The sequence below is a fragment of the Terriglobia bacterium genome, assembly GCA_020072565.1.
Lineage (GTDB): Bacteria > Acidobacteriota > UBA6911 > UBA6911 > UBA6911 > JAFNAG01.
The window spans coordinates 90,174-102,588 of record JAIQGI010000020.1; the positions used below are offsets into that span (position 1 = coordinate 90,174).

Annotated in this window: 11 protein-coding genes; all 11 read right to left on the bottom strand. The window is 59.5% G+C overall.

What is annotated here, in order from left to right:
* Positions 1-2 precede the first annotated feature (2 nt).
* The gene (locus tag LAP85_14085) at positions 3-293 is read right to left on the bottom strand and encodes a cytochrome C oxidase subunit IV family protein (GenBank protein MBZ5497527.1); all 291 of its coding nucleotides are present in this window, start codon (positions 291-293) and stop codon (positions 3-5) included.
* An 11-nt stretch (positions 294-304) separates the two neighbouring features.
* Positions 305-925: a cytochrome c oxidase subunit 3 gene (locus LAP85_14090; GenBank protein ID MBZ5497528.1), complete on the bottom strand. Its 621-nt coding sequence runs from the start codon at positions 923-925 to the stop codon at positions 305-307.
* Entirely contained in the window at positions 922-2,550 is a 1,629-nt protein-coding gene (locus LAP85_14095) for a cbb3-type cytochrome c oxidase subunit I (protein MBZ5497529.1), read from the bottom strand. The genes LAP85_14090 and LAP85_14095 overlap by 4 nt, the downstream gene beginning before the upstream one ends.
* Entirely contained in the window at positions 2,547-3,419 is an 873-nt protein-coding gene (locus LAP85_14100; GenBank protein ID MBZ5497530.1) for an SCO family protein, read from the bottom strand. The genes LAP85_14095 and LAP85_14100 overlap by 4 nt, the downstream gene beginning before the upstream one ends.
* Positions 3,420-3,496: 77 nt before the next feature.
* Positions 3,497-3,904, bottom strand: a complete 408-nt coding sequence (locus tag LAP85_14105; GenBank protein MBZ5497531.1) for a four helix bundle protein — start codon at positions 3,902-3,904, stop codon at positions 3,497-3,499.
* A 158-nt stretch (positions 3,905-4,062) separates the two neighbouring features.
* The gene (locus tag LAP85_14110; protein MBZ5497532.1) at positions 4,063-4,977 is read right to left on the bottom strand and encodes a c-type cytochrome; all 915 of its coding nucleotides are present in this window, start codon (positions 4,975-4,977) and stop codon (positions 4,063-4,065) included.
* The gene (locus LAP85_14115) at positions 4,974-6,119 is read right to left on the bottom strand and encodes a quinol:cytochrome C oxidoreductase (GenBank protein ID MBZ5497533.1); all 1,146 of its coding nucleotides are present in this window, start codon (positions 6,117-6,119) and stop codon (positions 4,974-4,976) included. Before LAP85_14115 ends, LAP85_14110 begins: the two co-directional genes overlap by 4 nt.
* Positions 6,116-7,261, bottom strand: coding sequence for a DUF3341 domain-containing protein (locus LAP85_14120; protein ID MBZ5497534.1), 1,146 nt, complete (start codon positions 7,259-7,261; stop codon positions 6,116-6,118). Before LAP85_14120 ends, LAP85_14115 begins: the two co-directional genes overlap by 4 nt.
* The gene (nrfD, locus tag LAP85_14125) at positions 7,254-8,627 is read right to left on the bottom strand and encodes a polysulfide reductase NrfD (protein ID MBZ5497535.1); all 1,374 of its coding nucleotides are present in this window, start codon (positions 8,625-8,627) and stop codon (positions 7,254-7,256) included. The genes LAP85_14120 and nrfD overlap by 8 nt, the downstream gene beginning before the upstream one ends.
* A 29-nt stretch (positions 8,628-8,656) precedes the next feature.
* Positions 8,657-11,725, bottom strand: a complete 3,069-nt coding sequence (locus LAP85_14130; GenBank protein MBZ5497536.1) for a 4Fe-4S dicluster domain-containing protein — start codon at positions 11,723-11,725, stop codon at positions 8,657-8,659.
* A gap of 25 nt (positions 11,726-11,750) precedes the next feature.
* A complete protein-coding gene (locus tag LAP85_14135; protein ID MBZ5497537.1) occupies positions 11,751-12,362 on the bottom strand; it encodes a cytochrome c family protein in 612 nt (203 codons plus the stop codon).
* Between the last annotated feature and the right edge of the window lie 53 nt (positions 12,363-12,415).

Here is a 12,415-nt window from a genome sequence, read left to right on the forward strand (position 1 = left end):
TATCACCTGTACGAAAGATCGAGGAAGGTCAAGCCAATGAACAGGGTAAGCACGCCCAGCACCATGAAAACCAGGGTCTTCAAAAACGGCTTCTCGAATTTCAGGTGCATGAAATAGAAAAAGACCAGCCCCGCCTTGAGTGGAGTCAGGGTCAGCAGGGCAGGCACCGATAGCGCCTCGTGATAGACGGTGCTGACAAAAACCAGGAGGGCCGTGAGAAAGAGCAGCAGCAACCAGATCTTGACGAAAGTCCCATAAGAAACTATGTGGCCATGCGCCTCTGCGGGTTCCATGTCATGCTCCATCAAGCCGCCAGATACAAAAGAGGCAAGAGGAAGATCCAGATCACATCAACCAGATGCCAGTAAAGCCCGACGTTCTCGAGCTTGTTGAAGTCGGTGCTCGTGATCTTGTCCCTGCGGACAAAGTCCAGGGTGATCGACAACGCAATGACGCCGGCCAGAACATGCAAGCCGTGCAGGCCGGTCATGCTGTAGTAAAGCCCATAAAAGATCTTCTCCCCGTCGGGGAGTTTGAGCAGCGCCGGCCCGTTGGGATAGATGCCGCGCCGGATCTCCTCCATCCACTCGATGTATTTGTTCAGCAGGAACATGAGGGCGAAGGCGATCGTGGTCCCCAGGCACACCATAGTCAGCTTCCTGTTGCCCTTCTGGATCGCGGAGATGGCCACGGCCACCGTCAGGCTGCTCGTAAGCAATATCACCGTGTTGGCAACCCCGATGAACGTGTTGAGATGCTGGCCGCCGATGTGAAAATCAAGCGGATACTTTGCCCGGTAGGCGGAATAAAGCAGGAACAAGCCCCCAAAGAGAAGTATCTCGGTAAACAGGAAAAGCCACATGCCGAACTTGGCGCCCTGGTAATCCTTGTGGACCGGATGCGCGTGGGCTGGAACGCTGCTCATTTTGCCGCCTCCGGGTTGAATATATAGGGTCGTTCGGTGATCGTCGGGGGTTCTGCAAAGTTTTCCAGCGGCGGCGGCGACGGAGTCTGCCATTCGAGGGTCACGCCTCCCCAGGGATTCGCCTCGGCCTTCTTCCCTCTGAAGAGGGCAACGATGAGGTTTGCGAAAAACAGGACGAGGCCGGCCGCCATGATGAAGCCGCCTATGGATGCGATGATATGACCCGTGTGGTACTGGGGCAGGTGGGTGTAATAGCGGCGCGGCATCCCCATGTAGCCCAGGACCAGCATGCCGCCATAGAGCATGTTGAAGCCGATTATGATCGGGAACCAGGCGATCGTGGCCACCCTCTCGTTGTACATCTTCCCGAACATCTTGGGAAACCAGTAGAGCAGGGCGGCGAAAAAGCCCATGCCGGTGCCGCCGAACATGACGTAGTGAAAGTGCCCCACGATCCAGTATGTGTCGTGGAGGTGAACGTTGACGTTGAGCGCACCCTGGATGAGCCCGGTCAGCCCGCCGATGGAGAAGAGGAATATGAAGGTGAGCGCGAAGATCATGGGTGGTTTGAGTTCAATGGCCCCCTTGTAAAGGGTTGAAGTCCAGTTGAAGACCTTGATTGCGCTCGGAACGGCCACGAGGAAGGTGAAGAGCGAAAACATGACGTTTGCCGCATCCCCCATGCCGCTCGTGAACATGTGATGCCCCCATACGAGGGATCCTAGCGCCGCAATGCCGATCGAAGAATATGCGATCGCCTTATAGCCGAAGATCGTCCTGTGGGCAAAGGTGGGGATGACCTCGGTGATGGCGCCCATCGCGGGCAGGATCATGATGTAGACCGCAGGGTGCGAATAGATCCAGAAGAGGTGCTGGTACAGAAGCGGATCGCCGCCTTTGGCCGGGTCAAAGACGCCGATCCCGAAAATGCGCTCTGCGATCACCAGCAGCAACGTGATTCCTATGATCGGGGTCGCGAGCACCTGGACCCAGGCCGTTGCATAGGTGGCCCAGACGAAGAGCGGCATGCGATGCCAGTTCATTCCCGGCGCGCGCAGGCGGTGCACCGTGGTGACGAAGTTGATGCCCGTCAGGATCGAAGAGAACCCGAGGAGGAACACGCCGAACACCCCCATAGGTATGTTCGTCCCCGTCCGCAGGCTGAAAGGCACATAGAATGTCCATCCCGCGTCGGGCGGGCCATTGCCGGTAAAGAGCGAGGTGATCACGACCAACGCCCCCGTGATAAAAAAATACCAGGACATCAGGTTCAGGCGGGGAAAGGCCACGTCGCGCGCGCCGATCATGATCGGAAGGAAAAAATTGCCGAAAACAGCCGAAGCGCCGGGGAGCACGAACATGAAGATCATGATGACGCCATGCACGGTGAAGAATGCGTTGTAGACGGCTGGCGGGAAGAGGGGGTGAGCCGTGGAGAGTTGCTCGATCCTCATCAGGACGCCGATGGTCATCGCCACGAGAAAGAGGCTGACCATGCTGGCAAGGTAAAGGATGCCGATCCTCTTGTGATCCGTGGAGAGAATCCATGCCAGGATACCCCTGCGGTCACTTGCATCCAGGAAGCTCCGGTATGCGGGAGCCTCACCCTGAGCTAGAGTAGTCATGCTGACGACCTCGTTTTTTCTTTGTTGCCGCGAGACCTTCCCTTCAAGACGAATACCACGAATACGGCCGCAAAGACCAGAATGGCCGCGCCCGTCACACGGGTGATGTTGAGCACGTAGCGTCGGCCTTGGGGGTCGTAGCTGTAGCAGAAGGCCAGAACTCTCGATATCGTCGGCCGCACCTGCCCGGCCGCGGCCTCCTGAAGCGCCATCTGAACATCTGCGGGAAGGAAGCTGATGCCGTACAGGTACCGGCTCACGATCCCCTCGCGCGTAAGCACTAGGATCGCGCCCGCGTGGACATACCCGTTTCCCGCCGGACGGAAGATGAAACCCACGGAATCGGTCACTGCCTTCGTGGCTTGGGCGCTCCCGGTCAGGAAGCGCCAGGCCTGCGGGGGAAACGGCCGCTTCATCTGCTTCAGGTAGTTGATACGCTTCTGGAAGGCCACTTCGGGCGTGTCCTTGGGATCGAAGCTCACGGTGATGACCTGGTAGTCCTTGCCGGGCTCGAGCCCGAGTTCATTGATGGCATCGACCAGCCCATTCAATAGCGGGGAGCAAATCCCGGTGCAGGTGAAGTAATTAAGCGTGAGGATCGTGGGTTTGTCGATGAGCCCGTGCAACGTAACGTCCCTCCCCTCCTCGTCCTTCAGCGGGACGCCGAGGGAAACCTGCGCCCCGAGCTTCTCATTGATGCCGGGTTCGCCCGCAGCACCCCCCTGCGCCCGCACACAGACCGCTGCGCCCGAGCCCAGCACGGAGGCAAAGACTGTAGCCAATAGCAGGCAGTATCGAATCAGGCACATGACGATGGTTTTTCTCTTCTGCGCCCCAGTTGTAACTGCGATGAGTGTTTCCGTGCTCATGTATTGCGAATCGCTCCTTCAACCCCCGGCAAAAAACCGATCACGATCACGACCACGATCACGATCGCGAGGTTTGGCTAGTCGGCCTGGCCAAATAACATCGGCTCCTCGCTGACGGAATAGCCACGACCTCCCATCTTGGTCAGCATTGCCACAATCCGGAATAAGTGGTCCTTCCCTGCCTGATTCTCCTTGGGTTGGATAGCCCGGCAGGCATCCAGGACATCCTGCAGTGCTGCACACTCTAGCGCTGAACCGCGAGCAATTGAGAAGAAATGATGTCGGTCCGCATCCGTTGCTCGCCCGTTCCCTTCCGCGATGTTGAGCGGAATTGACTGTGCTGCCCGCAGCAATTGATCCCGAGCATGCCTGTGTTTCCCAACCAGTCGCTCCGCGATCAAAAAAGCCCACTTGCAGTATTCAATCGCGAGTCTATAGACATCTAGTTTTTCGTGGCTGAATCCTGTCCGCGCCCCATCAACCATAGCTTCGTCCTCTTCTCCCTCCCATCGCATCGCTTTCCCATCGTGATCGTGATCGTGGTCGTGATCGTGGTCGGCTTTTCGGTGCCCTTTTACTTCACCACGATCCCTCAATTCTCCTCCACGCATCGATCACAACCACAATCACGGTCACGATAGACTCACTTTGCTGCCAGCCTGACGAGCTCGGCGTGGAGTTCCTTCCACTCCCCCGCGGTCAGGGTTGCCGCGCTCAAAGCGAATCCGTTGCCTGGGGCATCGGGCAAAACGGCGGCCGCGAGTTCCGCGGGGCCCTTCCGCCAGTTTTCAGGTCCGGCCAGAGTCTGAGCAGCTCGAATGGGATTCCGGATCACCTTGCGGAAAATCTCCGCACCAGGGCTGTGATCCTCGGGCGCGACCGCAAGCTGTGGAGGAGCCTTGAATTCCTCTTCCAATTTGGCCATGGCCATACTCACGGGAATCTTGTTGGGTGTCTTCTCTCCGGGCGCCGCGAGGACTTTCGACAGAGCCGCCAGAGCCTCCGGGCTCCCCGTCCCATGCGAAAACGCGCCCAGAGATTGAACGTAATGTGCCAAGGCCATACGGTCTTTCCGGGACAGATAATCAAACGATGCCATGGATGTGCCCGGCACGCCAGTGCTCACGGTCTTGTAGACCGCCGGAAGGTCGTAGCCGTTCGTCCAACCGCTGGGATTTGTGAAGTTGCGCGGCCGCGGATTCATGGTCACGGACGCGGGCCCGTCGCCATGCCCTTGCTCGCCGTGGCAGGACACGCAATTGGCGGCGAAAAGTTCCTTTCCTCTGGTCATCAACGCCGCGGACGGCGCGATCAGGGTTGCGGGATCCACCGGGGGAATCACCCTCCCTCTCTCAGGCGGGAACTCGGTCGGATCGAGCCAGCCCGGCTCCCCCACGACGGGGTTCACGGGTGTGGGAGTTTCCGGTTTGTTGGCGTTACGCAGCCCAGGCACGACGATCATGGCAAAAAGGCCGGCGATGGCCAGCGCCGCCATAACTACAACCAGCGTCGCCAGCAGGCGCCTGAGTTCTTCCGCGTTGACGTATTTCTCAATCATAGGCGGAACTCCAGGCCTTCCCGAAGGAATGGATCTCCCACCGGCATGGCGGCGCCGCGGCTCATCAGGCGCCGGAACCACAGGAGGCTCGCGCATATGAAAAACAGGGCAAAGGACAACTCAGGCCAGCTGAAAAAAGGTCCTTTCCCGAGAACAGGAAAGATCATCCAGTAAAGGTCAAGCCAGTGCGCCAGCAGCATCAGCACAGCGACCCAAACGAGACGCTTGGGTTCGGTCTTAGCGATGCGCGGGATGAGTACCAGAAACGGGATAAAGAAATGAAAGACGGCGAGCACGAGAACAAGAGATCCCCAGAGCCCTTGCAGGCGCTCCTGGTACCAGAAGACTTCCTCGGGCATGTTCGCGTACCACATGAGCAGATACTGGGCAAAGCCGATGTAGGCCCAGAACACGGTAAAAGCAAACAGGAAACCACCAAGGTTGTAGATGTGGTCCGGCTCGACACCGGGGAGTTTCCCCCGGCCGCGTAGATAGAGGACTGCCAGCGTCGTGGCCGCCAGACCGGCGAGAAACGTGCCGGCAAAGATGTAGACACCGAACACATCGCTGTACCACGCCGGCTCCAAACCCGAGATCCAGTCAAAGGCCACAACTGTAATTGTGATTCCGAAAATGACGATGAAAACAGGGGCAAAGCGACGGGCACGCACGTTGAACCGAGGATCCTTCTCACGATCCTGCCGGATCGATCCGCTCACAAGAACCCTGTACGCGAGAATCCAGAGGCAGATGCATGCCAGCACGCGCACAACGAAAAATGGCACGTTGAGCCAGGCCGCTTTGCCCGCGATGATCGGATCGGCCTGAGCTTCGGGCCTGGTCCACGGGTACAGAATCGGCAGCGAGAGCAGCGCCAACAGCAGCGCAGGTCCCATCAGCAGCGCCAGGCTCGACAATCTCTCGGGGACCCGGCGCAGCGGCACACTCCACTTGGCGCCCACCACATGCTCCAGGGCAACAATGAACAGGCAGCCGAGTCCGATCGTCAGCACAAACAAAAACCAGAAAATCCAATTGACCCAGAATCGTTCCCAACCGACGGCAAAACCCGTGGCCAGAACTCCCCCAAGTCCGGCGACCGCTCCCAAGGCGAACATTTTCGTCACGCCGCTCTCGTTCACTTCCGAGTCTCCTTTGGGATGTCCGTATCCTTGGCATTGAGTGCGCGCTGCAGCACGCGCACGTAACGCACGACCGACCAGCGCTCGTCCTCGTTTAAATCCGCGGCATAGGAGGGCATGGCGTTCTTGCCCATCATGATGACGAAGTAAATCTCGCCATCAGGATATTCCCGGATCTTGTCGGCCACAAGATTGGCGGGCTTGGCGCCATAGGCAGGGGTGAGCGAGGGCCTGCCGTCTCCGAGAATCCCGTGGCACACGGCACAGTGGGCATTGAATGCCTGCCGGCCTTTCTTCAGGACGGGTTCGGTTGCAGGCAGCGGGTTCCCCAGCACCACCGCATCTTCCTGGCTTCGAACGGAAAACGGCAGCGCGCCGCGCGGGATGGTTCCGGCAACGGGCATGCGCATGCCGAAGTCGTCGTTGAAATAACCGTCCTCATGCTGGGGATCCAGTCGCGGTTGATCGAGCATGTTCACCATGGGAATGGTGATGGGGAACAACTTGACTCCCCAGTACGTGAGATAGCCGGCCGCGAAGCAGGAGATTGCGATCCCAAAGACGACTCTCGTCAGAAAATTTGGGGAAATGAGACCGAGCGGACCAGGTTGCTCAATAACTTCGATCGCCTGAGCTCCCGATTCACGGAGCGCGGCCGTGATGACATCGACATCGAGGGCCTGCCCGTCCGCCTCGACGGCCAGAGCGAACTTATCCCGGGTGATCAACGGCATCGACTTCGAGCGCAGCATGGGGTGGCGGAAAAAGGGGAGCCGGTTCAGAAGGAAGAGCATCCCTAATCCCGAGGTAAAGCAGGCAAAAAGAACCGTCACTTCAAACATGATCGGGATGAAAGCCTGCCAGGAAAAAACGGGCTTCCCGGCCGTCACCAGCGGGTAGTCCATCCCTTCGGTCCAGAGCTCAAATGCCAAGGCCGAGATGGCGCCAATCAATCCCATGATAAAGATCATTCCCCCGACGGGCGACTTCCTCAGCCCGAGCAGCTTATCAATCCCATGAATCGGGTAGGGGGTGTAGGTCTCGAGGCGTCCCGACACCTTGGCTTTGACGGCCGGTATAGCATCCACCAACTGCTGCGAGCTGTCGAAGATCCCGAGGACGGAGAATGTCGTATTACTCATAGGCGCCCCCCGCATGCCGGGGCTGCGCCCCCGGGAGCGCGCTCTTGGTCTCGCTGGTGGCAATCACGGGCAGGACTCTGGCAAAGAGCAGCACCAGGGTGAAGAAGAGGCCGAAGGATCCGAGGAGGATTCCGATGTCCACCAGTGTGGGCTTGTAGACGTACCAGGCCGAGGGCATGTAATCCTGGTGCAGCGAGCTCACGATGATCACGAAGCGCTCGAACCACATGCCGGTGGTCACCGCGAGCGCCACGAAGATCATGGCCGGGTAGCTGCGGCGGAACCGACGCACCCACAGGAGCTGCGGGATCATGACATTGCAGGAAATCGTCAGCCAGCCTGCCCAGGCATAGGTCCCGGCAATGTAGGCCCAGAAGGTGTGGTGGACATATGGGTTCATGCTGTACCAGGCGGTCCATCCCTCCATGAGATAGGCGTAGCCCATCAGGCAGGAACAGGTCAGGATGATCTTGTTCATCACCTCAAGGTGATACATCGTGATGATGTGCTTCAGGCTCATCGTCTCGCGTACGACCACCATGGCCATTACCACCATCGCGAAACCCGCAAAAATGGCGCCGGTCACGAAATAGGGTGGGAAGATCGTCATGTGCCAGCCGGGGACCAGGGACACAGCGAAATCGAACGACACCACGCTGTGTACGGATAAAACAAGCCCTGTGGCGATCCCGGCGATGATCAGGTATGCCCTCTCGAAATGCACCCAGTGGGTAGATGACCCGCGCCACCCGACCGACAGCATCGCGTAAAAGAACTTCCGGATCCCGCTCTTTGTGCGGTCTCGCAGCGAAGCGAAATCGGGCACCAGCCCCAGGTACCAGAAAAGAAGAGAAACGCTGAAATACGTGCTCACTGCAAACACATCCCACATCAGCGGAGAGCGGAAATTCGGCCAGATACCACGCTGGTTCGGATATGGGAAGAGCCAGAAGGCGATCCACGGCCTCCCGACATGCAGGATCGGGAATATGCCGGCAACCATGACGGCGAAGATCGTCATCGCTTCGGCGAACCTGGAGATGGCATTGCGCCACCGCGCCCGGAACAGGAGCAGGATGGCGGAGATCAAGGTGCCCGCATGGCCGATCCCGATCCAGAACACGAAATTGATGATGGCGAAGGCCCAGGCTACGGGAATGTTGTTCCCCCAGACGCCGATCCCCGTGGCGACGGTGTATCCCATCAGAGCAACGCCCACGAGCATGACGGTGGAGGTGCATGCAAAGGCAATGAACCAGGCGCGCGGCGGTTTGCGCTCGACCGGACTGAGCACCTGGTCGTCGAGGTCCCCGGGTCTGACCGAACCGATCAGGACGGGCTGAGTCCTCAGCATCTCGGGCAGCATTTCACCGGGCGAAGAGACGACTTCGGAATTCATGCCTTGCCTTTTCTGGTTACAGGGTTGGAAATGTCCATGAGGTAGGTCACCGACGGCTTGACGCCAAGCTCTGTGAGCATCTTATAGCCGCGATCCATCCTGGACATTTTGGATACTTTGCTTTGGGAATCGTTCAAGTCACCGAACACGATCGCCTCCGCGGGGCACGCCACGGCGCATGCCGGCATGATCTCCCCGTCCCGGATGGAACGGCCTTCGACGTTGGCCCTCTGCCGTACATCCTGAATGCGCTGGATGCAGAAAGTGCATTTTTCCATGACGCCGCGCGGACGCACGGTCACTTCTGGATTGAACACCAGCCTCGCGGGATCCTTGATGAATGAGGTGTAGTCAAAGAAATTGAAGCGCCGGACCTTGTAGGGACAGTTGTTCGAGCAGTAGCGCGTGCCCACGCACCGGTTGTAAGCCATCTGGTTTAGGCCATCGGGACTGTGCGTTGTCGCGTTAACGGGACAAACGACTTCGCAAGGTGCGTCATCGCAGTGTTGGCAGAGGACAGGCTGGTGGATCACGGAGGGATCCTTCGGGTCCCCTTCGTAATAGCGGTCGATCCGGATCCAGTGCATCTCCCTGCTCTTGTGGACGCGCTGCGGCCCGACGACGGCGATGTTGTTTTCCGACTGGCAGGCAATGAGGCAGGCGCTGCAGCCGACGCAGGCCGAGAGGTCGATGGCCATCCCCCACTTGTGCTCGGTGAACTTCTGTGCGGGAATGAGCGAGATCAGCTCCCGCTCCTGTTTCTTTGCGCCCTCGCCTTTGACCTGCCGGGTATACTCCGCGAGGGTCCATGAGCGCGCCGGATTGCGGCCTTCCATGCGGAAGTGCTCTTGGGTCCTCGGTACCGCACGATGTCCCCCAGTGCCTTCTATGGTCACGGCTCTGCGCAGGTGCGGGGATGAAGAAAACACGTCCATTAATGGATAAGCGTTCGCGCCCACACCCGTCGCCACGTTCCCCGTGCTCCGGCCATATCCCACAGCAAGACTCGCAACCCCAGGGGCCTGTCCCGGCTGGATAATGACCGGGACCGCCAGGCTCTCTGTGCCTGCAGTGATCTTTACAACGTCCTCGTCATGGAGTCCGAGTCGTTCGGCATCGGAAATAGAAATAAGAATTGGATTGCCCCACGTTGCCTTGGTCACGGGATTGGGCAGCTCATTGAGCCACCCGTTGTTCGCATAACGCCCATCGTAGGCTCCCGGATCCTGCAGGAGCACCAGCTCCAATGAGCCGGCGGTAACCCTGCTCGCGATGGCCGCATTCACGGCCTCCACGACGGCTCCGGCGCGTGGAACGCGCGGCGGCCCCGCCTTGGCCTCGCGCCTGAGCACGCCGTCGTGCAGCGCCGCATCCCAAAAGGATTCAAAAGGCACAGGGCTTTCGGACGGATAGACTTCCCTTTGCCACCTGGCCTTCATGTAATCCAGGTAGTTAGGGGGTCTCTCGACTCCTAGGGAGCGCAACCAGGAGAGCAGAATGTCTTCGCCTTGCCGTGTGTTGTGGAGAGCCCCCATGGCAGGCTGGCGCAGGCTGAGAAGATCCGCGGCGGGCTCGAAATCCCCCCAGGCCTCGAGCCAGTGATGCTCTGCAAGCCGCCAATGACAGTCGAGCGCCGTTTCGTCCTCGTAAAGGCCCATCCGGATCTTCATGGGGATTTTCGCCGCAGCGCTCTTCCAGGCAGTCGTCTGGGGGAATGAGAACGCCGGATTGGTGTCCCAGAAGATGGCAGCCGCAAACTCTCCCCGCGCGGCTACCTTGAGAAGCTCCTGCAAACCGCCAAAAGTCAATAGCTCGGGACTCGGCGAAGCAAGGGTGGCATCCACGGTGTGCCCCTCCGCACCCAGCATGACATTCAGCAACTGGCAGGCCACGTGCGCTTCTTGGGGAATGGCCGGGCCGGCGAGCACCAGGGCCGCCTTCCCTGCCCGCTTCAAGTCCCCAGCCAGTGTTCTCAGCACGGTCGTCTCGACTCCGAGATCCTTGGCAAGCGAGTCCAGATCAAAAGGCTGCAGGATGTCGGCAGTCACCCCGTTGGGAAGAGGCACGCTGTACAACGCGTTCAGGTAGCGGGCCAGCGCAAAAACCAGCGGGGCGATTTGCGAGGGCCGGACTTGCAGGCGTTGATCTGCGTTGGCGCCTGTAAGGGTCATGCAGCCTTCGATGACCCACAGGCGGTTCATGGGATCGGCCGGTCCGGAAATGCCGCGCCGCGCGGCAAAATCCTGAATAAGGGCGGGGGCATTGCCGTCGACGCCGAGAAAATCCGCCTGGAGCGAGAGGATCACGTCTGCGCGATCAAAACGGAGTCTTGGGAGGACAAAATCGCCGTAGAGCGCTCGCGCAGCAAGAATTTCCGGCTGCGGCGCCGCCGGCTCCCAGGAGGCATGGCGCAACGACGGCATCACTCGCTTCAGATCCTCGATAAGTGCCTTCCGCGTAGGAGAAACGACAGCTTCCGTGAGCAGAAGCACCGGTTTTTCCGCATCCCGGGCCGCCTTGAGAGTCTTCACAATTTCCTGCTCGGCCTGCTCCCAGGTCGAGGGCACGCCATCGAGGGAAGGATTACGAAGGCGGTCAGGATCATAAAGCCCGAGCACGTCAGCCAGGGCCCTGAGCGTGGTCTTGCCGCGGGAAATGGCGTGTTCCGCGTTCCCTTCCAGATGGATCGGTCTCCCTTCGCGTGTCTTCACGAGGACGCCATGAGTAACGAGGACTTCCTGGAAGGTGCTTGCGTAGTACGTCGCCACGCCTGGAATGGCCTCTCCGGGCTTCTTGGTGTAGGGAACGATCTTTCCCCGGTCGATCCGGCTGCAGGCAGAGGTGCCCAGCGCGAGAGCGGCAGAGGCGGAGAGAAGGCTCAGGAATCTGCGGCGCGAGAGGCCGTCCGCGGGCACCTCCATGGCGAGCATGGCATCGGCGGCGAACTCATCGAGGCGCTCGCCCGCCAACTCACCAGCCAGCTCAAGTTCGACCCACTCGCCGAGAGAGCGGTAATGGCGAGGCTCCTGGGCCGGCAATTCCAGATCTGTTGAATCCTTGCTCACGATACTTCGTCCTCGTGGGTATCGCCTACCGGTGGCATGCGTTACAGTTCTCGGGCCCCCGGTTTATTTTCGAATCGGCCGGCAGCGCATCGTGCGGATCGCGATGGCATCCAAGGCAGTTGCTCATGCGCATGGACATGTGCTGATAGAGAACATCCATGGTCTGCACTTCGCCGTGGCAGGTCTGGCAGAGAATGCCGGCACTCACGTGCGGTCTGTGATCGAAAAACACGTAATCCGGCAACGCGTGAACCCGCTGCCATTTCAACGGCTCACCCGAAGCATAGAGGGCGGCGAGCTTCTTGATATACGGGCTGTCGGTCTTCGTCACCCTGTGGCAGTTCATGCACTTTTCGACGGCCGGGATTTCGGCCAGGCGGGATTTCAAAGCGCCCGAGTGGCAGTAAAGGCAGGGAATCTTCAGGATGCCGGCATGGAGCTTATGCGAGTATGGGATGGGCTGCACGGGCTGGTAGCCGCGCACGTAGCGATCGGGCTGCGTATACCAGCCGACGCCCAACACGGTGATCAACACGGCCGCGACGCCCAGTGGAAGAATGAATCGCGAATAGTTGAGGAACTCTCTGCCGGATTGTTGCCAGCGGCTGAAATTAAAGCGTGTCCAGCTGAAACGCACGCCGACTCCTCCGCGATCACAAATCCCATGAGCTTCCCTAGCTATCTTCAGGC